The following is a 23,533-nucleotide window of genomic DNA, read 5'->3' as shown; positions in this document are numbered from 1 at the left end:
CCCTCTGTAGGAGCGAGCTTGCTCGCGATGGAGGCAAGAACACCGCGCAGGCGGGCCATCGAATAAAATCTCCCTGTGCGGTGTTCATGGTTCAGAACCCTGATCCGCTGCGGAGACTCCCTGCATGAACGTCCGTCTAGCCGTTTTCACCACCCAGTTGCTGCTCGCCGTCGCCTTGTGCAGCACCCTCGCCCTGGCCAACGGCGATGACAATGAGCCGGCAAAGCCCAATTGCCCCAAAGGCCAGGTCTGGGACAGCAAGTCACAGCGGTGCGTGCTGCAAACCAGCCGCCTCGTTCCGGACGCCGACCGTACCGACTACGCTTATCGCCTGGCCAAGGATGGCCGTTATGGGGAAGCCCTGGCACTGCTCGATACACTTGAAAACCCGAACACCGCCAAGGCCCTGAACTATCGCGGCTATGCCACTCGAAAACTGGGACGCACCGACGAAGGCATCAAATATTACCTACAATCGGTAAAGCTCGATCCACAGTACGCGCAAGTGCGTGAATACCTCGGTGAAGCGTATGTGATCAAGGGGCGGTTGGACCTTGCGCAGCAGCAGTTGCAGCTCATCCAGTCGATCTGCGGCAACACCTGCGAAGAATACCGGGACCTGGCCGAAACCATTCAGGGCGCATCAAAGACTTGAAACAACGGAGGTCGCTATCGCCAGCGATCAGGCAATACGAGCAGAGTTGGGCCAGCACCTGGCGCGTTTATGGCGCTACGGCCTGCTGTTGTCTCGCCAGCGGCATGTCGCCGAGGACCTGGTGCAGGCGACCTGCGTGCGGGCGCTCGAACGTGCCGGGCAGTTTGTTCCGGGTACCCGCATGGATCACTGGCTGATGACCATCCTGCATTCGATCTGGCTCAACGAAGTGCGCTCGCGCCGGGTGCGCCAGGGGCTCGGCCAGGTGGACGTCGATCACGTCCCGGCGTTCGATGGCGAGCACGCTGCCCTGACCCACGTGCTCGCCTCGCAGGTGATCCGGCGCGTCGATGCACTGCCCGAAGCCCAGCGCGAAACCGTGTTTCTGGCCTATGTAGAGGGCTTGTCCTACCGCGAAGTGGCGCAGGTGCTGGATGTCCCCATTGGCACAGTCATGAGCCGCCTGGCCGCCGCCCGGGCAAAACTGGCCGAGTACCCGCCCTTGCAGGCGGTACCGAACCCTTCCACCGGAGAACGTCGATGAACGAACGTGCACGACCATCGGACGAGCAACTGGTGGCGTACCTCGATGATGAGCTCGACACCGACCAGCGCAACCGCGTCGAGGCGGCCATCGCTGAAGACTCGACACTCAACCTGCGCCTGCAATGGCTGGACCGCAGCAGCCTGCCGTTCTGCCAGGCCTATGACGAACTGGCGACTCAGGCGCCGGTGGATCGCCTGCAGGCAATGCTCGACACCTTGCCGGCCCCCGCCCGGCCGCCGGTGAGCAGGCGCTGGTTTCTGGCAGCCGCGGCCAGCCTGGTGCTCGGCGGCGTCCTTGCAGACCGCCTGTACCTGGGTTGGCGCGCCACTCAGGTCAAACACAACTGGCGGGGTCTGGTCGCCGATTACATGTCGATGTATGTGCCGCAGACCCTGGAACACCTGCCCGTCGATGACCTCTCCCATGGTGCGCAACTGCGCACGATCGATGCACGCCTTGGCGTGAACCTGTCGCCCGCGCAACTGGCCCTGCCCAGGGCGCAGCTCAGGCGTGCGCAGATCCTGGAATACGACGGCGTGCCCATCGCCCAGATTACCTACCTGGATCCGGCCCACGGAGCCCTGGCGTTATGCGTCACGCTGTCCAACACCGGCAGTCGCCACTTTGCCCACGAGCGCCGGCATGGCATGAACGTGGTGTATTGGGCAGACATGGAGCACGCCTGGATGCTGATCGGGCGTAACCCGGCACCGGAACTCGAAGAGATGGCCAAACTGTTGAAGAGCCGACTCAATGCGTGAGGGCCGGCCTCGGCGGCAACGGGCCTGCGCCGGTTTTCAGCCGGTGTTGCCATCGTCACTGAACTTGCGCAAGTCCAGGGCCCTGGGGAACTCGCCCGCCCCGTCTTCCATCAGGACCGTGTAACTGACCCGGTCGCCGACGAGGAAATAGTCCTCACCCTGCGCGGTAATGTTGTGCCCGATGCGTACAGCCATCCTGGGGTAGCCGTCCCTGGACATGACGATGGCGAACTGCGTCGACAGGTCATCTACCCTGACATGCCGGATCGCACTGATCGTGCCTTCGGCGTGTCGTTTTATTATCAGTGCTCCCATTTCCACCCTCCTGCCGTACGCAGCTGTGCAAGCCCGACGGCGAAGGGTCATGAAACGCCTAAAAGGTCCTTGTGGCTACTGTCAGGTTTGACAGGTCAGGGAACAATCAGACAGGCGCCGGCAACCACAGGCGGAACCGTGCGCCACCTAACGGCGACGCTTCGACCGTCAAGGTGCCACCCTGCACTTCCAGTGCCCGACGGCTGATCGCAAGCCCAAGTCCAAAGCCGCCCGTCGCCCGGTCACGACTGCGGTCCAGGCGATAGAACGGTTCGAAGATGCGCTCGCGATCATCGTCCGGAATGCCGATGCCGTCATCGTCGACCCAGATTTCACAGCCTTTGGGACACACCTGCACGCCGACCTTGATGTGCTTCTCGCAATAACGCATGGCATTGCGCAGCAGGTTCTGAATCGCCCGAGCGGTCAGGCGCGGGTCGAGAAGGAAGCGTTCGAGCTGCCCGTGCAGCATCACGTCGATGACGATTTGTGGCGATTCCAGCTCCTCGTCGATGCTGCCCAGAATACTGTCGATGAACTCGTCCAGCGCCACCTCGACCCGTTCCAGCAGGCGCACAGGGTTTTGCAGCCGGCTGTAGGACAGCAATTCCAGCACCAGCTCATCCAGCTCGCGGATGTGCGCAATCAAGCCTTGCAAGCGCTCGCGACTGGCGGCTGGCAAGTCGTCGGACAGTGCCAGCGCCAGGCCGAAATCCAGGCGCGTCAAAGGCGTGCGTAATTCGTGGGACACCGCGTTCAACAAATCGCGCTGCTGATTGAGCAAGCTCTCGATGTCGCCGGCCATGGTGTCGAAAACGTTCGCCAGACTGCCGATGTTGGACCTGGCGGCGATCTGCGTGCGCTCGCTCAAGTGGCCTTTGCCGAAGCGCTCCGCCGTTGCCTTGAGGCGTTCAAGGTCATGCCAGTGCGCGCGCAACCACACCAGCAGGCACGCGAGCATGGTCGCGCCGATCAGGACGTTGATGCTCCAGTACAACAGGCTGACGTCCATCGGATCCGGCGGCACGACCATTTGCACCACGCGGTGCGCATTGAGCGGCGCCACCGCCAGCGTGCGCCACCCCCAGTCGCCGACCCGCACCACGTTTTCGCCACGCTGCAAACGCTTCTGCTCGGCCTGGGTCAGGCTGTCGTCGTCGATGGAACTGAGGACGATGTGCAGCGGTTCGAACTGCTTGTCCATCTCCGCCGCCAGCGCCGGCCATTCGGACTCGGGCACGCTCTTGAACTGCCTGACCATCAGCGATTGCAGGCCACGGGAGTAATCGAGGTTGTAGGTGAGAAAGCGTTCCTGGAACACCTTGACCACCACGTCCGGCACCAGATAAATCGCGGCGCTATAGGACACGATTGTCACCAGGTACAAGCGGAAGAGGATTCTGAACATCGTGTCAGCATTCCCACTCGGAACGGCTGAACAGGTAACCCTTGCCCCACACCGTCTTGATCTTGCGCGCCTCGCCGGCGTGGTCGTCGAACTTTCGCCGCAGCTTGGAGATCGCCACGTCCACCGAGCGGTCGGTGCCGTTGAATTCGATGCCGCGCAGGCGTTGCAGGATCTGGTCACGGCTGAGCACTTCGCCGGCATGACGCGCCAGCACCACCAGCAGGTTGTATTCGCCGCTGGACAATTCCACCAGATGCCCGCGCCAGCTCACGGTGCGTTCGGACAGGTCGATGCACAGGTTGCCCATGAGGATGCGGTCGTTGGCGGTCTGCGGTTCACTGAGGCTGCTGCGGCGCAGCAAGGTGCGCACGCGGGCCAGCAACACGCGGGGCTCGCAGGGTTTGGTGACGTAGTCATCGGCGCCCATTTCCAGGCCCAGCACCTGGTCGTGACTGTCGTCGCGAGCGGTGAGCATCAGGATCGGCAGCGTCGCCGAATCGGCGCGCAGCAAGCGGCAGACCTGCAAGCCGTCGAGCCCCGGCAGCATCAGGTCGAGGATCACCAGGTCCGGCGGATCGACGCGCGCCCGCTCGCGCACGTGGTCGCCGCGGCTGATGACGCTGACGCAGTAGCCGTTGCGTTCCAGGTAGCTGGCAATCAGTTCGGAGAGCGCGCTGTCGTCTTCGACCAGGAGAATGTTGGGCATGGGGTGTTTCCAAAGGGGTGCGGGGGTGCCGGGTAAATCGCTATCGCAGGCAAGCCCGCTCCCACAGGTTCGGTGGTGTTCATGTGATTTGTGAACAACACAAAACTCTGTAGGAGCGGGCTTGCCCGCGATGGGGCCAGCCCAGGCACAATCAATTCCAAGCCGTAAAGGATATACGCCCTCACTCGTCCCTGACTAAAACCCTTACACAATTTCACACAGCACCTACAAAGCTTCACCGCTACCCTCGCCAGCTCCCCGTAGGATGCGGGGCTCATTATTGGGGTATTTACATGTCCAAGAACCTGCTTGCCAGGCTGAGCCTGCTGGCCCTGGCGTTGACGCTCAGTGCGTGCGACCGGGCCTCGACCGCCGAGGCAGAGGCGCCACTGGCCAGCGTGCGCATCGAAACCCTCGAAGCCCGGCCACTGTCGATCACCAGCGAACTGAGTGGGCGAATTGCCGCGCCACGCATCGCCGAAGTCCGCGCCCGGGTGGCCGGCGTGGTGTTGCAGCGCGTGTTCCGCGAAGGCAGCGATGTGAAGAAGGGCGACGTGCTGTTTCGCATCGACCCGGCGCCGTTCAAGGCCGATCTGGACAGCGCCGAAGCCGAGCTGCGCAAGGCCGAGGCCAACGCCTTCCAGGCGCGCCTGCAAGAGCAACGCTACGCCCAGTTGATCGAAGACAAGGCCATCAGCGGCCAGGAGTACGACAACGCCCGCGCGGCCGCACGACAAACCGCTGCCGAAGTCGCCGCCAACAAGGCAGCGGTTGAGCGGGCCAAACTCAACCTTGGCTACGCCACCGTCACCGCACCGATTTCCGGGCGCATCGGCCGGGCGCTGGTCACCGAAGGCGCACTGGTGGGGCAGAACGAAACCACGCCACTGGCCCTGATCCAGCAACTGAACCCCATCCATGCCGACCTCACTCAATCGACCCGCGAACTCAACGACCTGCGCCGGGCCTTTCGCTCCGGGCAACTGAAGGAAGTCGGCCAGGGCGAGGCCCGGGCCACGCTGATCCAGGATGACGGCAGTGCGTACCCATTGCCCGGCAAGTTGCTGTTCACCGACATCACCGTCGACCCGGGCACCGGCCAGATCATCCTGCGCAGCGAATTCCCCAACCCGGACCTCGACCTGCTGCCGGGCAGTTTCGTTCGCGTGCGCCTGGAGCAAGCCGTCAACCAGCAGGGCATCAGCGTGCCGCAACGCGCCATCCAGCGTGACAGCGCCGGGATCGCCCAGGTGTTGCTGCTCGATGCCGAACAACGGATTGGCCAGCAACCGATCGAACTCGGCGCCGTGCAGAACGATCGCTGGATCGTCACCGCCGGCCTCAAGCCGGGCGACCGTATCGTCGTCGAAGGGCTGCAACACGCCAAGCCTGGCGACAAGGTGCAGATCGACGACTCCCTCTTCCACTTGCCCAGGTCACTGGCCAGTAAGCAGGACGCTTTTGTATGCCGCAGTTCTTTATCGATCGCCCGGTGTTCGCCTGGGTGGTTGCCCTGTTCATCCTGCTGGCCGGCGCCCTGGCCATTCCGCAATTGCCCGTGGCGCAGTACCCCGATGTCGCACCGCCACAGGTCGAAATCTACGCCGTGTACCCGGGTGCCTCCGCACAGACCGTGGACGAAAGCGTGGTCAGCCTGATCGAGGAAGAGCTCAACGGCGCTGACCACCTGCTGTATTTCGAGTCCCAGAGCAGCCTCGGCAGCGCCACGATCAAGGCGACGTTCCAGCCCGGCACCCACCCGGAACTGGCTCAGGTCGATGTGCAAAATCGCCTGAAAGTGGTCGAGTCGCGCCTGCCCCAAGCGGTCAACCAGCAAGGCTTGCAGGTGGAAAAAGTGTCCGCCGGCTTCCTGCTGCTGATCACCCTCACCTCCACCGACGGCAAGCTCGACGACGTGGCGCTCAGCGACTACCTGGCGCGCAACGTGATGAACGAAATCAAGCGCCTGGACGGTGTGGGTAAAGCGCAGCTCTATGGTTCCGAACGGGCCATGCGCATCTGGATCGACCCGCAGAAACTGATCGGTTTCAACCTGACGCCTTCGGACGTCAACACCGCCATCGTCGCGCAGAACGCCCAGGTCTCGGCCGGCAGCATCGGCGACCTGCCGACCCGCACCACCCAGGAGATCACCGCGACCATCCTGGTCAAGGGCCAACTGTCCACCCCGGAAGAATTCGCTGACATCGTGCTCAAGGCCAATCCCGACGGCTCCACGGTGCGCATCGGCGACGTTGCACGGGTGGAGATCGGCAGCCAGGATTATCAGTTCGGCACCCGCCTGAACGGCAAGCCCTCCACCGCCGTCGGCGTGCAGTTATCACCCGGCGCCAACGCCCTGAGCACCGCGACCCTCGTACGGGCGAAGATGGACGAGCTGTCGCGTTACTTCCCGGCCAACGTCGAATACAAGATTCCGTACGACACCTCGCCTTTCGTCAAGGTTTCGATCACCAAGGTGGTGTACACCCTGCTCGAAGCAATGGTGCTGGTGTTCGCCGTGATGTTCCTGTTCCTGCAGAACATCCGCTACACGCTGATCCCGACACTTGTGGTGCCGGTGGCGTTGATGGGCACCTTTGCCACCATGCTGGCGCTGGGGTACTCGATCAACGTGCTGACCATGTTCGGGATGGTGCTGGCCATCGGCATCCTGGTGGACGACGCCATTGTCGTAGTGGAGAACGTCGAGCGGATCATGGTCAGCGAAGGCCTGTCGCCCAAGGACGCCACGCGCAAGGCGATGCAGCAGATCACCGGCGCAATCATCGGCATCACCCTGGTCTTGGTGGCGGTGTTCATTCCGATGGCGTTCATGCAGGGTTCGGTCGGGGTGATTTACCGCCAGTTCTCGTTGTCCATGGCCACCTCGATCCTGTTCTCGGCGTTCCTGGCCCTGACCCTGACACCGGCGCTGTGCGCAACTTTGCTCAAGCCGATTGCCAAGGGCGAGCATCACGCCAAGGGCGGGTTCTTCGGTTGGTTCAACCGTCGCTTCGAGCAACTGACCGAGCGTTATCAGGGCTGGGTCGGTCATGCGCTGAAACGCAGCGGCCGTTACCTGTTGATCTACGCGGTGCTGCTGGTGGGCCTGGGCCTGTGTTTCAGTCGCCTGCCCTCGTCCTTCCTGCCAACCGAAGACCAGGGCTACACCATCACCGACATCCAACTGCCACCCGGCGCCAGCCAGAACCGCACGGTGCAGGTGGTGGAGCAGATCGAGGCGCACAACGCCGGCGAACCCGGCGTCGGTGACAGCACGGTGATCCTGGGCTTCAGCTTTTCCGGCAGCGGACAGAATGCCGCGCTGGCCTTTACCACGCTCAAGGACTGGTCGGAACGCGGCCGCGACGATGCCGCCAGTTCGATTGCCGACCGCGCCAACATCGCACTGAGCGGGATCAAGGACGCCATGGCGTTCGCCGTCCTGCCGCCTCCGGTGGACGGCCTGGGCACCTCCAGCGGCTTCGAGTTCCGCCTGCAGGACCGTGGCGGCCTTGGCTATGCGACGTTGATGCAGGCGCGCACTGAGTTGCTGGCCGCCGCCGAGAAAAGCCCGGTCCTGATGAATGTGCGCGAAAGCGCCCTGGCCGAAGCGCCGCAGGTGCAGTTGATCGTCGACCGCAAGCAAGCCAATGCCCTGGGCGTGTCCTTTGCCGATGTCGGCAACGTGCTGTCCACGGCCGTCGGCTCGGCCTACATCAACGACTTCCCCAACCTGGGGCGGATGCAGCGGGTGGTGGTCCAGGCCGAGGGCGATCAACGCAGCCAGGTGGATGACCTGCTGAAAATGCATGTGCGCAACACCGAGGGCAAAATGGTCCCGCTGGCGTCCTTTGTCCAGGCCAGATGGACCCAGGGTCCGGCGCAACTGACCCGCTATAACGGCTACCCGGCCATTGCCATTTCCGGTGAACCCAAACCGGGGCACAGCACCGGTGAAGCCATGGCGGAGATCGAGCGGCTGGTCGCACTGGGGCCGACGGGGCTCGGTCAGGAATGGACCGGGCTGTCGTTGCAGGAACGGTTGTCCGGCAGCCAGGCACCGATCCTGCTCGGGTTGTCGCTGCTGATCGTATTTCTCTGCCTGGCGGCCTTGTACGAGAGCTGGTCGATTCCGACCTCGGTGCTACTGGTGGTGCCGCTCGGCGTCCTCGGCGCGGTACTGGCGGTGACCTTGCGCGGCATGCCCAACGATGTGTTCTTCAAGGTCGGGCTGATCACCATCATCGGCCTGTCGGCGAAGAACGCGATCCTGATCATCGAGTTCGCCAAGAGCCTGTACGACGATGGCCATGACCTGATCGACGCGACCCTGCAAGCGGCCCGCCTGCGCCTGCGCCCCATCGTCATGACTTCGCTGGCGTTCATCCTCGGTGTGGTGCCACTGGCCATCGCCACCGGTGCCAGCTCGGCCAGCCAGCAGGCCATCGGGACCGGGGTGATCGGCGGCATGATCACCGCGACCCTGGCGGTGGTGTTCGTGCCGGTGTTTTTTGTGGTGGTGATGAAGCTGGTGCGGGGTCGTAAACAAAGCTAGCCCAGAGCCTCAATGACCTGTGGGAGCGGGCTTGCCCGCGATGAGGCCGGCACATCCAGCATCAATGGCGACCGGTCCGCCGCCATCGCGGGCAAGCCCGCTCCCACAGAGAGCAGAGCACCTCATTCATCTGGGGTGCTAAGGTATCCACACCTCCCCCACCCCCGAGCCTCCATGCCCTTCCTCGCCCGCACCCACCCTCGCCTGTCCGCCGCTGCCACCTTCGCCGTGGCAGTGGGCATTCTGGCGCCGGTCGATTCGATCATCAGCAAAGTCCTCATTGGCTGGAACGCCGGGGTCTGGACCTATCTGGTCTTGATGTTCTGGCTCGCTACTCGCGCCAGGGCACCGGACGTCAAGCGCATCGCCGAGGTCGAAGACGAGAACGCCGGGCTGGTGCTGTTGCTGGTGTGCATCGCCGCCATCGCCAGCCTGGCCACCATCGCCTTCGAACTGGCCGGCAGCAAGGAGCTGGCCACCGCCCCAAGGCTGCTGCATTATGGTTTTACCGCGCTGACGGTCATCGGTTCATGGCTGCTGATCGGCGTGATCTTCAGCGTGCATTACGCCCGCCTGTTTTACACCTGCACCGGCAAAGGCCCCGCCCTGCGTTTCGCCGAGGGCCTGACCACCCCCAACTACTGGGACTTCCTGTACTTCTCGTTCACCATCAGCGTAGCGGTACAGACCTCCGATGTCGGCGTGGCCACGCGCGAGTTGCGCAAGATCGTGCTGGCGCAGTCGCTGATCGGCTTTCTGTTCAATACGGCGATACTGGGGTTTTCGATCAACATCGCTGCCGGACTGTTCAACTGAACCGCTGCACAAACGTTCTAGGTATCGCGCGCGCCGCTACGGTTAAATAACCCGGCCATCCGCCCCACAGGTGCAGCATGACGACTCACAACTGGATCGACCTGGCCCAGGATGCCGACACCGGTATCGAGACGCTGCGCGCGCATTTCGAGGGGCACGCCTACGATCCGCATTGGCACGACAGCTACCTGGTGGGCGTGACCGAGCAAGGGGTGCAGCAGTTCAATTGTCGAAGGGCCAGGCACCAGAGCACGCCTGGCAAGGTGTTCATGCTCGAACCCGGTGACATCCACGACGGCGAGGCGCCAACGGAAGATGGTTTCACCTACCGCATGCTTTACCTCGATCCGCAGTGGCTGACCCGCGAGATCAGTACGCTGTTCGACAAGGCCCCGGACCACGGCGAGCTGGGTTTCGCCCACACGCTGACCACCGATGCGACGCTGGCCCGGGCCACTGCGCTGGCCTTTGAAACCCTGCACCATGGCGAACTCAAGATCGTGCGCCAGACGGCCCTCGATGGCTTGCTCGAACGCCTCACCACGCACCTGCACTGGCGGGCCCGTTATGGCGACGACCCGCGCCTGCCGCAGGTGGCACACAAGGCCCGGGAGTATCTGCACGCCCATGCCCACGAAGACATCGGCCTCGACCAACTGGCCCTCGCCACCGGTGTCGATCGCTTTCGCCTGACCCGCGCGTTCAAGGCCGCCTTTGGCATCGCCCCCCACGCCTACCTGGTGCAACTGCGCCTGGCCAGCGCCCGGCGCATGTTGGCCCGTGGCGAGCAACCGGCGACGGTGGCGATGACGCTGGGCTTTGCCGACCAGAGCCACCTGGGTCGCTGGTTCGTGCGCGCCTATGGCCTGACTCCGGCGCTGTACCGCAAGCGCTGCTCAAATCTTCCAGACAACTGAACCGTGGGCTTGTGAAGATCGGGTTCATGATCTTCACCGGAGTTGCCCGCGATGTTCGCTTCCTTTCCGACGTTCCTGCCTTTCCTGTTGTTCGCCTTCGTGGCCTCGATCACTCCGGGTCCCACCAACATTCTGGTGCTGAGCAACAGCGCGCGTTATGGTCTGGGCGCAGCACTGCCGATCATCCTGGGTGCCTGCGCCAGTGCCGCGACCATCGTGCTGCTGGTCGGCACCGGCGCTGGTTCGACATTGACCGCCCTGCCGGGGGTGCAAACCGCCATGCAATGGGTCGGCGTGGCCTGGTTGAGCTACCTGGCCTGGCAGATCTTCAATGCTCCCGCGCAGGCGCTGGATGCCCAGGACCCCAAGGGCCGGCTGGGGCTGGTCGGCGCGGCGAGCCTGCAACTGATCAATCCGAAAACCTGGATGATGGCGTTGGCGGTGGTCAGCGTGTTTGCCGGTGCGGGGGATGAACGCCTGAGCCATGTGCTGGTGCTGTCGCTGGCGTTTTTCCTCATTTCCCTCCCCTGCCTCGGGGTCTGGGCGCTGCTGGGGGCGGGATCGGTGCGCTGGTTGCGGTCGCCCGGCGCGGTGCAACGCTTCAACCGCTGCATGGCCTTGTTGCTGCTGGGGTCGGCCTGGCTGAGCGTGTTGGCGTGAGCCCCGCTCGTCGATCCTTGTCAGACAATTTTCCTCTCGGGGTTGACGACTCATCCGATTCTGGCGTTTTATGAAACCGGTTTCAGTGCAACCTCACACCGCACTGAAACCCTATAAATCCAATAACAAGGTTTCAGCCCGTGAACGACTTTTCCGCCGCCCAACGCAGCCGCGTCACCATGCTCGACGTCGCCGAACACGCCAAGGTGTCCAAGGCCAGCGTCTCGCGCTTCATCGGTGACGACCGTGCCCTGCTCTCCGAAGCCACGGCCCAGCGCATCGAGCAGGCGATTGCCGAACTCGGCTACCGGCCGAACCAGATGGCGCGCGGCCTGAAACGCGGGCGTACCCGCCTGATCGGCATGCTGGTGGCCGACATCCGCAACCCCTACTCGATTGCCGTGATGCATGGCGTGGAGACCGCTTGCCGCCAACATGGCTACAGCCTGGTGGTGTGCAACACCGACCGCGATGACGAACAGGAACGCCAGCACCTGGCGCTACTGCGCTCGTACAACATCGAAGGGCTGATCGTGAACACCCTCGGCCACCACCGCGACCAGTTGCACGAACTGCACCGGGAAATGCCCATGGTGCTGGTGGACCGCAAGGTCGAGCACCTGGACAGCGACCTGGTCGGGCTGGATAACCCCGCCGCGGTCGAACTCGCCCTCAGTCATCTTGAAGAACGCGGCTACCGCGATGTGCTGCTGGTGACCGAACCCTACGACGGCACCAGCTCGCGGATCGAGCGAGTCAGCAGTTTCAAGAGCGGCATCGCCAGGCGCACGGCGCTGCGTGGCACGTTGGTCGAGACCGGCAGCGACTTGACTGCCCAGCTGAAAAACTTCCTCGACAACCCCGGCCCCGGCCCGAAAGCGCTGTTTTGCGCCAACGGTGTGGCGGCGCTGGCCAGTACCCAGGCGCTGCGGGATTTGCAGTGCGACCTGTTTGCCGATGTTGGCCTGATTGCCCTCGATGACCTGGATTGGTATCCGCTGGTGGGCAGCGGGATTACGGCACTGGCGCAACCGACGGAACAGATTGGCGCGAGTGCGTTTGAGTGTCTGCTCAAGCGCTTGCGCGGGGATGTTGGGCCGGTAAAGACCCTGGATTTTTCGGCGCGGTTGATGGTTAGAGGGTCGACGCTGGGAAATTTGCGGTGAGGCCTGCTCGCGATAGGGCCCTCAAGACTCCACACCCTTTTTTTGAACAAAAATGAAACCGGTTTCAGAGGTACAAAAACAATGCACAAACCACCCGTTGCCATCAGCCTGTCCAGTTACGGCGCCGACCTCGTGCGTCAACGCGGCCAGGGCAGTTTCATCGAGATCCTCGCGGCTGCCGGTGCCAGCCGCATCGAGTGGCGCGAAGAGTTGCTGACCACCGAAGACCCGCAGCAACTGGCGACCGCCACCCAGGCAAACGGCCTGGAAAGCCTCTATTCCTCGCCCATGGAACTGTGGCTGGCCGGCCAGTCCAAACCCAACCCAGAACTGGTGACCGCCCTGCAACGCGCCCAGGCCTTTGGCGCCAAATGGCTGAAAGTGTCGCTGGGCTATTTCAACGACAACAACGACCTGTCCGCCCTCGCCCGCCTCCTGGCCACCTGCCCGGTGCAGTTGCTGGTGGAAAACGACCAGACCCTGCACGGCGGGCGCATCGAACCCTTCCAGCGTTTTTTCGCAGCGGTCGAGCAACACCAGGTGCCCGTGAAAATGACCTTCGACATCGGCAACTGGCACTGGCAGGACCAGTCCGCCAGCAGCGCCGCACGCCTGCTCGGGCGCGATGTCGGCTACGTGCACTGCAAGGCCGTTTCCCGCCGCGCCGACGGCAAGCTGGTGGCCATGCCGCCCGCCGCGAGCGACCTGCATCTGTGGGAACAACTGCTGCGGCACATGGCCCAAGGCGTGATGCGGGCCGTCGAATATCCGTTGCAAGGCGAAGACCTGGTGCAGCTCACCCGTGCTCACGTCACCGCCCTGAGCAGCCTGGGACAAACCCGCCTGGAGCACGCCCATGTCTGAGATCGATATCCTTTCGTTTGGCGAAACCATGGCCATGTTCGTCGCCGATCACAACGGTGACCTGGCCAGCGTCGATCATTTTCACAAACGCATCGCCGGGGCGGACAGCAACGTCGCCATCGGTCTGTCGCGATTGGGTTTCAAGGTGGCGTGGCTGAGCCGGGTTGGCCGGGATTCCCTCGGTCGGTTCGTGGTCGACACGTTGCAGAAGGAAGGCCTGGATTGCCGCCACGTCGCCGTCGACAGCGACCACCCGACCGGCTTCCAGCTCAAGTCGCGCACCGACGACGGCGACGATCCACGGGTCGAGTACTTCCGCCGTGGTTCGGCGGCCAGTTTTCTGGCACCGCAGTCGATCGTTGCCGAGTTGCTCGGCGCACGGCATCTGCACGCCACCGGCATTGTGCCGGCGCTGTCGGACAGTGCGCGGCAGATGTCGTTCGAACTGATGACGCGCATGCGCGAGGCCGGGCGCAGCGTCTCGTTCGACCCCAACCTGCGCCCCAGCCTGTGGGCCAGCGAACAACAGATGATCACCGAAATCAACCGCCTCGCCGCCCTCGCCCACTGGGTCTTGCCGGGGCTGAGCGAGGGTCGCCTGCTGACCGGTTTCGAGGACCCGGCCGACATCGCCGCGTTTTACCTCGACCAGGGCGCTGAAGCGGTGGCGATCAAGCTCGGGCCCCATGGTGCTTATTACCGCACGCAGATGGATCAGGGTTTTGTCGCCGGCGTGCCAGTACCCACCGTGGTCGACACCGTCGGCGCCGGCGATGGTTTTGCCGTCGGCATGATCAGCGCCCTCCTGGAAAACCACAGCTTCGCCGACGCCGTGAAGCGCGCCAACTGGATTGGCAGCCGGGCGGTGCAGAGTCGGGGGGATATGGAGGGGTTGCCCACTCGGCTGGAGATGACTGCTGAATTTGAGGCCGCCATCGCGGGCAAGCCCGCTCCTACAGGGCAACGCATTCCACGGTGGGAGCGGGCTTGCCCGCGATGAGGCCCGCCCGGTCACCGAAGATTTTAAAGCCGTTACCTGCTGCGACAAAAACAACAAGCTCAGGAGCACCACTGATGAAAACCGCTACCCTCGCCACCCGCCGCTGGTGGTACATCATGCCCATCGTGTTCATCACCTACAGCCTGGCGTACCTGGACCGCGCCAACTACGGCTTTGCCGCCGCCTCCGGCATGGCGGCCGACCTGATGATCACGCCTGGCCTGTCGTCGATGCTCGGCGCCCTGTTTTTCCTCGGCTACTTTTTCTTCCAGGTGCCGGGGGCGATCTACGCGCAGAAACACAGCGTGAAGAAACTGATCTTCGTCAGCCTGATCCTCTGGGGCAGCCTGGCCACCCTGACCGGCATCGTCTCCAACGCCTACTGGCTGATCGTCATCCGCTTCATGCTTGGCGTGGTCGAAGCAGCGGTGATGCCGGCGATGCTGATCTACCTGTGCCACTGGTTCACCCGGGCCGAGCGCTCGCGGGCCAACACCTTCCTGATCCTCGGCAACCCGGTGACCATGCTGTGGATGTCGGTGGTCTCGGGCTACCTGGTGCAGCATTACAGCTGGCGCTGGATGTTCATCATCGAAGGCCTGCCAGCGGTGCTCTGGGCATTCATCTGGTGGCGACTGGCCGATGATCGTCCGTCCCAGGCCAAATGGCTCAACGACCAGGAAAAGCACGACCTGGAGAGCGCCCTCGCGGCGGAACAAGTCGGCATCAAGGCCGTGAAGAACTACGCCGAGGCCTTCCGCTCGCCGAAAGTGATCCTCCTGGCCCTGCAATTTTTCTGCTGGAGCATCGGTGTCTACGGCTTCGTGCTGTGGCTGCCGTCGATCCTCAAGGCCGGCGCGCAGATGGACATGGTCGAGGCCGGCTGGCTGTCGGCGCTGCCATACCTGGCGGCGGTGATCGGCATGCTGCTGGTGTCCTGGGGCTCGGACAAACTGCAAAAACGCAAACGTTTCGTCTGGCCGCCGCTGCTGATTGCCTCGGTTGCTTTCTACGGTTCCTACGCGCTGGGCGCCGAACATTTCTGGTGGTCCTACACCCTGCTGGTGATTGCCGGCGCGTGCATGTACGCCCCCTATGGGCCGTTCTTCGCGATCATCCCGGAAATCCTCCCGGCCAACGTCGCCGGTGGCGCCATGGCCCTGATCAACAGCATGGGCGCGCTGGGTTCATTTGGCGGCTCGTACCTGGTCGGCTACCTGAACAGCGCCACTGGCTCACCCGGCGCGTCGTACCTGTTGATGAGCGGCGCCTTGATGGTATCGGTGCTGCTGACCCTTGCCCTCAAGCCTGGCGCCAGCGACCGGGAGCGTCCCACGGTGACCTTGAGCCGCCCAGCCCACCCTTGATTTGAAAGAGACACCGACGATGAAAAAGCAGGTTGTGCTGTACAAGAAACTCTCGCCGATGCTGATGGCTCGCCTGCATGCGCAGACCGACGTCACCCTGATCGACAAGCTCGACGCCGACGGCCTGGCGCAACTGCGCGCCGCCCTGCCCCGTGCCCACGGGCTGCTCGGCGCCAGTCTGAAACTCGACGCCCAACTGCTCGACCTGGCGCCCCACCTGCAGGCCATCGCCAGCGTGTCGGTGGGCGTCGACAACTACGACATCGACTACCTGACCGAGCGGCGCATCCTGCTCAGCAATACGCCGGACGTGCTCACCGAAACCACCGCCGACACCGGCTTCGCCTTGATTCTGGCCAGCGCCCGGCGCGTGGTGGAACTGGCGGCCCTGGTGCGCAACGGCGGCTGGCAACGCAACATCGGCCCGGCGCAGTTCGGCAGCGATGTGCACGGCAAGACGCTGGGCATCATCGGCATGGGGCGCATTGGCGAGGCCGTCGCGCAACGCGGGCATTTCGGCTTTGGCATGCCGGTGATCTACCACAGCCACTCCCCCAAACCAGCAGTGGAACAGCGCTTCGATGCGCAATACCGCAGCCTGCCGCAGCTGTTGCAGGAGGCGGATTTTGTCTGCCTGACCCTGCCGTTGACCGCCGAGACCGAGGGGCTGATCGGTGCCGAGCAATTTGCGTTGATGCGCCCCCAGACCATCTTCATCAACATTTCCCGCGGCAAGGTGGTGGACGAAGCGGCGATGATCGAGGCGCTGCGTTCCGGGCAGATTCGTGCGGCAGGGCTGGACGTGTTCGAGCGCGAGCCGCTGGACCCGGACTCGCCGTTGTTGCAGTTGGACAATGTGGTGGCGACGCCGCACATCGGCTCGGCCACCCACGAGACCCGGGAGGCGATGGCGGCGTGTGCGGTGGACAACTTGCTGGCCGCGCTGGCGGAGGAGCGGCCGAGGAACCTGGTGAATGGGGGGGCTTGGCGGGGCTGATTGCTTGTGGTGATTGTGCGGGCCCCATCGCGGGCAAGCCCGCTCCCACAGTGGCCTGCGGCGTTCACAAGACCTGTAGGAGCGGGCTTGCCCGCGATGGGGCCCGCACACACCCTGAAACCTCAGGCCCGCCGCGCCTCCAGCATGTCGGCGGCACACAGCGCAATCCGCCGACAGGCATCGGCCAGTTGCGCCTGTCCCACCACCAGGCCCAGGCGGATATGCCCCGCCGCGCTCGGCCCGAAGGCCTCGCCAGCCAGCACCGACACGCCATAACCCTCCAGCAACCGCTCGGCAAAGTGCTGGGCGGTGAGCCCGGTTTGCCGCACATCCACCATCACGAACATGCCGCCGTCTGGGCGGACGGCCCGCAGCCCCGGGCAGGCATTGAGGTGGGCGCACACCAGGTCACGGCGCTGGCGATACTCTTCCCGCATCAGCGCCACTTCCGGCAAGTCTTCAATCAGCGCCCTTTGCGCCGCGTTCTGGATGAACTCGGGAATGCCGAACAACATGCACAACGACAAATGCTCCAGATGATCGGCCAGGCGTTTGGGCCCGATCACCCACCCCACCCGCCAGCCGCTCATGGCGTGGGATTTGGACAGGCTGTTGATGGTCGCCGTGCGCTCGGTCATGCCCGGCAGGCTCGCCGGGCTGATGTGTTCGCCTTCATACAGCAAGTCACTGTAGACCTCGTCACTGATCAACCACAGGTCATGGCGCAGGCACAGCGCGGCCAGTTCCTGCCAGACCAGCAACGGCAAACTGGCGCCGGAGGGGTTGTTGGGGCTGTTGAGCAACAGGGCACGGGTTTTCGGGGTGATCAGCGCCGCGACTTCGGCCGGATCGACCCGAAAGCCGTTTTCCGGGCGCACCGCCACCGGCCGCACCGTCGCGCCAATCGCGCCGAACACCCCTTCGTAGGTCACGTACATGGGTTCGGCGACGATCACTTCGTCGCCAGGGTCCAGCAGACATTGCGCCACCGAATACACCGCACACTGGGCGCCGGGCATGACGACAACCTGTTCGGCACTGACCTCCTGGCCGCTGCGCAGGCGGTGACGACGGGCAATGGTGTTGCGCAACCCTTGAGTGCCACGCACCGGCGGGTAATGCGTATCGCCTGCCAGCAGGCTGTCGATGGCGGCGTGAACGATGGGCCCGGGCGTGTCGAAATCCGGGTCGCCAATCGACAGCAACAACACGTCCACGCCCTGCTCGCGCAACGCCAGCGCGCGATCATGGATCCGCCAGGCCGCCGCGCCGTCACCGGCAATACGTTGGGTCAGGGCTGAGTAGCGCATGGGGTCTCCTTGGGCGCGATTGCTCCTTGGCTCAACCCTATCTGAAATCTGTAAACCCGCCAGTGCGCCGCTGGAAATCGGCGAGCTGACGTAAAAAATCACGGGCGGTCATTTTTTTTCAAGGGCAAAAAACCGGGTTTTCAGCGACTTACACTCGAGGTCCAAGCCACCTGTAATTTGTGACAGGTTCCATCCATTTCCATTCGGGATATAAAGAAACCGAACCTGTCTGCACAGGATTCCGAAAAAGCGTCGCGCGTACCTGCCCTGCCGGGCGGGAGGCAGTTGCGTTGCCCGCAATCATGAAGAAAGTTGGGAGCCCTCCGCCATGTACCGTGTCCATTCAGACTCATACCCCTCAACACCTGCCCAGTCCTCCTATCACACCCGTGCGCCTGAAATGGCCACGGCGATCAACCTGACCAAGCGCGAGCGCGAAATGCTGCAGTGGAGCGCGGCGGGCAAGTCGTCCTGGGAAATCGGCAGGATCTGCAACTGCAGCGAAGCCGGGGTGAACTATCACTTTTCCAACATCCGCCGCAAATTCGGCGTGAATTCCCGGGGTTGTGCGGTGGTCAAGGCGTTGGAGTTGGGGTTGATCGAGTTGCCTTGAGGTCAGGCATCAAACACCCGGTGATTAAACAGCGTGGCCGCACGACAATTCGCTTGTCGTGCGGCCACAGGCTTTATTTTTGTTAATACTGAAACCTGCCCTCTCGCTTTACTATTTCCCTGACCGCTGCGGCCAAGTCCACCGGAGCCTCTTTTGTCTGTGCTACCGTACTACGAGGAGGTTTACCGGCCTTTTTTGACCGATCAGCAGCGGGTGCCTGACTCGACCGAGTTTGCTTGGCCCTATCCGCGCCCTTCGAAGCGGCTACTGGACGTACCCTTGAAGTCTTGACCGGTTCAAAAAAAGAATCATCAGGTACGGCATAGATTTGGTCGCTGTGGGAAACGGAGGCTGGCCTTGTAGTATTAAGCGGGGCGGGCGCTTTTTTCACCGGATTGAATTCCAATCCGGATGCCTTTGCCAGGCCCCTATCACCATGCTCCCACCAGTAGTTAATATTTATCGGCTCTTTAGTACCTGGCGAGCCCGAAACAGCGGCATTCGGATTACTTGAAGGTGAGATGGGGCCCACTTTGCCCCTCGGCGGCCGCGTGCTAAGAACCTGGGAGGTCCTGCCAGCCTTCGCCCCCTTCGAAGTGTACCTGGCGGGACCAAAAACGGACTTCAGCACCCGCCAAGCGCCCCTCAGAATCGAGAACAGCCCGGGCACATTCCCCGTAGGATCGACATAATTCACCGGGTCACCCAGGCAATACGCATACAGGTTGAACCCCGCCTCGCCATAGGGCCCGTAATCGTCCGGGCTATGGAACTTCATCAGCTTGGGGTTATACACCCGATGACCATTACCCAATAGATACCAACTGGTCCCCTCCTCCCGAACCTCGCCGTTGAACCCGATAAGTCCATGGGTCGCCGATTCCTCCTCGCGATACCCATAAGCCGAATAAACGCTGGCCACCCGCGCCGTTTTGCTCACGCTGGAGCAAACGGTCTGCTTCTGGTCGGTGGCCAGCATCATGACTTTGGGTCGGCACCTACCCGCAGCTCAGCGAGCATGCTTTCATCACCGCGCATGAAGGTGCTGCTGTTGGCACCCTCCAGTTGGTTGGCCAGTTTTCCATCGCTGTAGAAACGCTGCGCCTGGGCCGTGCCGTCGCTCATGCTGGCGAGCTTGTCCAAGGGGTCGTAGGCATGGCTTCGCGACGCTCCGCCAGCGGGTTCACTGACTTTGATCAGGCGGCCGAGGGCGTCATAATCGAGCGTGCGCAGGGCTTCATCCTGGGTCAGGTGCCCATCGTTGTTGTAGGCCAGGACAATCTCTTTCGGGTAGTCCACGTGATTGTTGGTGACCTTGGTCAGTTGCGTCTTGTCCGGGTTGTCATAGGCATAGATCGCCCGATTGGTCCCACCGGCAAAATTGGTCAACACCAGGGTCAGGTTGTCCAGCGCGTTGAAGTTGAACGTCTGCCCAGTGATGGATTTGCCATAAGGGTCCACGGGTAACTCGCTGCCCGTGCAGGTGTAGCTGGTCAGGCGTCCACGCAGGTCATAACCATAGGTTTCGTCACGCAGCACGTTGGCCCCTTCGGCCAGTGTGCGTTGCGCCAGGCCATCGACGTCGTTGTACTGCTGGTGCATCGTCTGGAGTGTGCCATCGAGGTCGAAGGTGCGCAGGGTTTCCCGGTCGAATTCATCGTAGTCCAGGGTCATGCCGACGCTCTGGTTGCCGGCGCTGTCGCGGGTGGTGATGCTGTCGTTGCGGCCAAAGCTGTCGTAGGCGAACTGCGAGCTGGTGGTGCCCAGCTCGGTGTACTCCAGGCGCCCGGCGCTGTCGTAGCGATAGCTCTGCGTCTGCCCCAGTACATCGGTGTACGCCTCCAGGCGCCCGAGTCGGCTGTAGCGGTAATGCATGGTGTACTCGTTGCCGGCCACCGTGCGTTTTTCGCTCTTCGGCTCGCCGGTGCTGAAGTAATCGCGCTCCAGGGCAATGTCCTGCTCCTTGCAGGCCAGCAGACGGGCGTTTTCCGTGTCGTAGTCGTAGCTCGATTCGCTGAACACGCCGATGTTGCCGGGGCTGGGCATCCGGCGAAAGACAGGGTCCTGACCCAGTCGCGTCTCGTAACGGTATTCGATGACCTTGTTGTCGGGCGTGGTGACGGTTTTCGGCTCGGTTTCCCCCGGATCGTACTCGTAGGTCTGCACACGTCCGCCGGTGATCGTCTTGATCCGTCGGTCCAGGCCGTCGAATTCCTGTTCGCCCAGGACGTTCGCGTCAACCGAGATCAGCACCGGCAGGTCCTCGCGGCTGTGGGCGGCAAACTCACGCTTGACCACGGCGTTGTCCGGCAACGTGTTGCTGATCAGGCGATCAAAGGCGTCATAAGCGTAAAGCGTATCGCGAATCATCGAGCCAAATCCGACCGACTCCTTGTGGGTACGCCCCAGGCCGTCGTACAGGGTCTGCGTCAGGCTGACCCGCTGGCCCGCGTTGTCGAAGCGCTCGATACGCACCGGTTTTTCAAACAGGTTGAACCAGGTTTCGGTCACACCGCCCATCACGGGCGTCGTGTCGCTGCTTTCACGCCAGCTACGCTGGATAGGACCTGCCGAAGCCGTGGTGCCAATCGGGTCGTTCTCCTCAACGTTGCGCACGCCATCAGGGCCGATCACTACGCGCTCCTCGCCCCAATCGTCATACTCGTACTGCGTGCTCAGCTTGAGCGATTGCGCGCCCAGCCAGTCGAACTCGCTCTCTTGCTGCAAGCGGTCGAACGGGTCGTATAACGCCTCGTAGATCTGCCTGGGCGGGCTGCCCGGCACGGGGTTGTCGGCATCGTCGCGCTGCTCATAGATCGCACGATTGAGCCCGTCGAAACGGGTGATGGTGTGCACGCCCTTGACGTCGATCATGGTTTGTTCGGCCTGATCGCCGGTGTTGGCACACAGCGCATACTCATAGTTGCGCGAGGCTTCGAACGCGGTGCCCGGCGCCACGGTTTCGCGGGTCACGCGACGCAGCGAATCGTAGGCGTAGCGGATCTCGACGTTGGTGTCATCGCGGTTGAGCAAAGGCTCACCGTTGAGCAGCGAATGCTCAAGGATGGTGACCTTCTGCGCGTTCCTGCCGCCCACGCCATGGTCAAACCCGGTGAGGGTTTCCCGGGTTTGCAGCACGCTTTCGTTGAGCACCGGGCCGTCGAGTTTCTGGTAGGCATAGGCGGTGCTGGTCGCCTTGCCGTTCATGGTCACCGTCTGCGTCTTGATGCGCCCGTGCAGGAAGCGGTCGCCTGGGTCATCGAACATCTGGTAATCGGTGCGTTCCAGTTCGGTGGGTGTGGCCCCATTCATCTGTTCCAGCACTTCGCTCTCGACCATCATCCAGTCGGACACTGTTGCGCCGGCCACCGGTTTCAATCTGGTGTAGAGGTAACGCGTGCGCAGCGTCGGCGCCTGGCCGTTGGGTGACGCGGCCGGGGTGACGGTCTTGTCGTTGAGGTGACGGACGAAGCCGAGCGGGTCTTCGGTGGCGGCCAGCCAGGTGCTGGTTTCCTTCACACCATTGGCCTGCAACTGCGTCAGTACGTTGCCGTGTGTATCGTAGGTGTAGCTCACGGTTTCGCTGCGGATCCGGCTCGGGTTGCTGCGCAGCGACCAGCGGGTAATGGTGTCCTTGGGCAGTTGGCAATAATTGGGCTGTGCCTGGAACGAAACGCCGGGGGTCAGGAAGTACAGGGTTTCCACGGTGTGCACGTTGTCGTTCTGGGTCGTGGTTTCCCTGGTCAGCAGGTGGAACTGGTTGAACTCGCGCTCGACGCTGCGCACCGGCTGATTGTTGACGTGCAGGGTTTCCGTGCTGCCGTAGGTGTAGACGCCCACGTGCTTATACAGGTTGTCACGGCCATCATCGGTCCAGGGCAGCGCCAGGCCATTGCCCAGGAAGTTATGCAAGTTGGCCGAGTAGGTGTAACGCACATCGATATCCGGCTGGCCGAAGCCGGGATAACTGCGATGACGGGTGACCCTGGGCAAAGGCTTGCGTGTGCTACTGGACGGGAACAGATGGCCACAGTCGCCGTAGGTGTATTCCTCGCGTCCGCCGGTGGGGGTTTCCATCGAGGTGACCACCAGGTGGTCGTCCTTGAGCAGGTAGGTGAATCGCCACGAGGCAAGTTCCGGCGTCGGCAGGATGATCTGCTCGACACGCCGGTCGGCACCGGTCAGTTTCATCAGGAACGTCGCCACCGGCCCACCGTCGGGCGCCGACACTGGCAGCAGCTGGATCTCCACCTGGAAATCGGTGCGCTCGACCGACAGCAACAGGTTGCCGGCGTCATCCTTGATCGCGCTGAGCATCGGGTGCAAGCCATTGAACTGGCGATACTCGAGCGTCACCTTGCGCCCGTCGGGCCCGTAGATCTCCACCGGCAGGGCCACGCGGTTCTGCGTGCTGCCCATCACTTGCAGTATTTCCACCAGGCCCGTGTTGTGCACCAGGCGAATGTGCGTGCTGTCGATTTCGAAGAGGTGGAAACTGTCGAGTTTCTTTTCCTCCATCTTCATTTCCAGGGCCGCCCGGTGGGTGACTTTGAACGTCTCGCCGCTACTGAGTGACACCACCTGGTCGGCGAGCGTGTATTGCGACAAGCGCAGGTTCCAGCCCAGGCCCCAGCCGCTGTCCTCGGTATTGAGCGGGTTGTAGCCCAGGGCCAGGGGCAAGCCGGGGCCGTTCAGGTCGTTGGTCTTGACGTCGGGCAGGGTCAGGGTCTGGGTGAATTGCCCGGTGCGCGGGTCGACCCCGCCCTGGATGAAACTCATGAACGCAAAGGCACCGGAGTGTACTGAAGTCTTGATGGTCATTGTGACGGCCTCGGGTAATGGCAGGCCGCGTCGGTTGAACCGCTGCCCG

19 protein-coding genes and 1 pseudogene are annotated in these 23,533 nt (G+C 63.0%); 14 read left to right on the top strand and 6 right to left on the bottom strand.

Annotated features, from left to right (window positions below; translation table 11 throughout):
* The first annotated feature begins 124 nt into the window (after positions 1-124).
* From AB4N64_RS07170 to AB4N64_RS07160, 3 genes are read left to right on the top strand one after another with little or no spacing between them, the layout of a single operon-like run.
* Positions 125-655 (top strand): tetratricopeptide repeat protein, encoded by a 531-nt coding sequence (locus AB4N64_RS07170; RefSeq protein WP_460123453.1) that lies wholly within the window; start codon positions 125-127, stop codon positions 653-655.
* A gap of 46 nt (positions 656-701) precedes the next feature.
* Complete coding sequence (locus AB4N64_RS07165) at positions 702-1,199, top strand: RNA polymerase sigma factor (protein ID WP_460123450.1); 498 nt, start codon at positions 702-704, stop codon at positions 1,197-1,199.
* Positions 1,196-1,963: an anti-sigma factor family protein gene (locus AB4N64_RS07160; protein WP_460123447.1), complete on the top strand. Its 768-nt coding sequence runs from the start codon at positions 1,196-1,198 to the stop codon at positions 1,961-1,963. The genes AB4N64_RS07165 and AB4N64_RS07160 overlap by 4 nt, the downstream gene beginning before the upstream one ends.
* A gap of 36 nt (positions 1,964-1,999) precedes the next feature.
* Here the strand turns inward: AB4N64_RS07160 and AB4N64_RS07155 are convergent, their stop codons facing one another.
* The 3 genes from AB4N64_RS07155 to AB4N64_RS07145 all read right to left on the bottom strand — a co-directional run bounded on the left by AB4N64_RS07155 (position 2,000) and on the right by AB4N64_RS07145 (position 4,392).
* Entirely contained in the window at positions 2,000-2,278 is a 279-nt protein-coding gene (locus tag AB4N64_RS07155) for a hypothetical protein (protein ID WP_460123444.1), read from the bottom strand.
* 106 nt (positions 2,279-2,384) lie between these two features.
* Positions 2,385-3,686 (bottom strand): ATP-binding protein, encoded by a 1,302-nt coding sequence (locus AB4N64_RS07150; RefSeq protein WP_460123440.1) that lies wholly within the window; start codon positions 3,684-3,686, stop codon positions 2,385-2,387.
* 4 nt (positions 3,687-3,690) lie between these two features.
* The gene (locus tag AB4N64_RS07145) at positions 3,691-4,392 is read right to left on the bottom strand and encodes a response regulator (protein ID WP_460123438.1); all 702 of its coding nucleotides are present in this window, start codon (positions 4,390-4,392) and stop codon (positions 3,691-3,693) included.
* A gap of 293 nt (positions 4,393-4,685) precedes the next feature.
* Between AB4N64_RS07145 and AB4N64_RS07140 the strand changes: the two are divergent.
* The 10 genes and pseudogenes from AB4N64_RS07140 to AB4N64_RS07095 all read left to right on the top strand — a co-directional run bounded on the left by AB4N64_RS07140 (position 4,686) and on the right by AB4N64_RS07095 (position 16,740).
* A pseudogene (locus AB4N64_RS07140) lies at positions 4,686-5,842 on the top strand (efflux RND transporter periplasmic adaptor subunit).
* Positions 5,843-5,857: 15 nt separating this feature from the next.
* Positions 5,858-8,953 (top strand): multidrug efflux RND transporter permease subunit, encoded by a 3,096-nt coding sequence (locus tag AB4N64_RS07135; RefSeq protein ID WP_460123435.1) that lies wholly within the window; start codon positions 5,858-5,860, stop codon positions 8,951-8,953.
* Between the two features lie 174 nt (positions 8,954-9,127).
* Entirely contained in the window at positions 9,128-9,769 is a 642-nt protein-coding gene (locus AB4N64_RS07130) for a DUF1345 domain-containing protein (RefSeq protein WP_460123433.1), read from the top strand.
* 77 nt (positions 9,770-9,846) lie between these two features.
* Positions 9,847-10,686, top strand: a complete 840-nt coding sequence (locus AB4N64_RS07125; protein WP_460123430.1) for an AraC family ligand binding domain-containing protein — start codon at positions 9,847-9,849, stop codon at positions 10,684-10,686.
* Positions 10,687-10,737: 51 nt separating this feature from the next.
* A complete protein-coding gene (locus AB4N64_RS07120; RefSeq protein ID WP_460123427.1) occupies positions 10,738-11,346 on the top strand; it encodes a LysE family translocator in 609 nt (202 codons plus the stop codon).
* A gap of 140 nt (positions 11,347-11,486) precedes the next feature.
* Positions 11,487-12,512, top strand: coding sequence for a LacI family DNA-binding transcriptional regulator (locus AB4N64_RS07115; RefSeq protein WP_460123425.1), 1,026 nt, complete (start codon positions 11,487-11,489; stop codon positions 12,510-12,512).
* Between the two features lie 81 nt (positions 12,513-12,593).
* A complete protein-coding gene (locus AB4N64_RS07110; protein ID WP_460123422.1) occupies positions 12,594-13,376 on the top strand; it encodes a sugar phosphate isomerase/epimerase family protein in 783 nt (260 codons plus the stop codon).
* Complete coding sequence (locus AB4N64_RS07105) at positions 13,369-14,376, top strand: sugar kinase (protein ID WP_460123419.1); 1,008 nt, start codon at positions 13,369-13,371, stop codon at positions 14,374-14,376. The genes AB4N64_RS07110 and AB4N64_RS07105 overlap by 8 nt, the downstream gene beginning before the upstream one ends.
* Positions 14,377-14,450: 74 nt before the next feature.
* Positions 14,451-15,743 carry an MFS transporter gene (locus tag AB4N64_RS07100; protein WP_460123416.1) on the top strand — a complete coding sequence of 431 codons (1,293 nt, stop codon included), beginning with the start codon at positions 14,451-14,453 and terminating at the stop codon, positions 15,741-15,743.
* Between the two features lie 19 nt (positions 15,744-15,762).
* Entirely contained in the window at positions 15,763-16,740 is a 978-nt protein-coding gene (locus AB4N64_RS07095; RefSeq protein ID WP_460123413.1) for a 2-hydroxyacid dehydrogenase, read from the top strand.
* A gap of 122 nt (positions 16,741-16,862) precedes the next feature.
* Here the strand turns inward: AB4N64_RS07095 and AB4N64_RS07090 are convergent, their stop codons facing one another.
* Positions 16,863-18,050: a pyridoxal phosphate-dependent aminotransferase gene (locus AB4N64_RS07090; RefSeq protein ID WP_460123411.1), complete on the bottom strand. Its 1,188-nt coding sequence runs from the start codon at positions 18,048-18,050 to the stop codon at positions 16,863-16,865.
* 328 nt (positions 18,051-18,378) lie between these two features.
* Here AB4N64_RS07090 and AB4N64_RS07085 point away from each other — a divergent pair, with 328 nt between their 5' ends.
* Entirely contained in the window at positions 18,379-18,663 is a 285-nt protein-coding gene (locus tag AB4N64_RS07085) for a helix-turn-helix transcriptional regulator (protein ID WP_460123408.1), read from the top strand.
* Between the two features lie 82 nt (positions 18,664-18,745).
* On the opposite strand, the gene AB4N64_RS07080 is transcribed toward AB4N64_RS07085, so the two are convergent.
* Both AB4N64_RS07080 and AB4N64_RS07075 read right to left on the bottom strand, forming a co-directional pair.
* On the bottom strand, positions 18,746-19,645 hold the full coding sequence (locus AB4N64_RS07080) for an RHS repeat-associated core domain-containing protein (protein ID WP_460123405.1): 900 nt from the start codon (positions 19,643-19,645) through the stop codon (positions 18,746-18,748).
* Entirely contained in the window at positions 19,642-23,484 is a 3,843-nt protein-coding gene (locus AB4N64_RS07075; RefSeq protein WP_460123402.1) for an RHS repeat domain-containing protein, read from the bottom strand. Before AB4N64_RS07075 ends, AB4N64_RS07080 begins: the two co-directional genes overlap by 4 nt.
* Between the last annotated feature and the right edge of the window lie 49 nt (positions 23,485-23,533).

The sequence above is a fragment of the Pseudomonas sp. S2_C03 genome (genome assembly GCF_054668405.1).
Note: the sequence above shows the minus strand (reverse complement) of the source record. Positions and strands in the feature narration are given on the sequence as shown.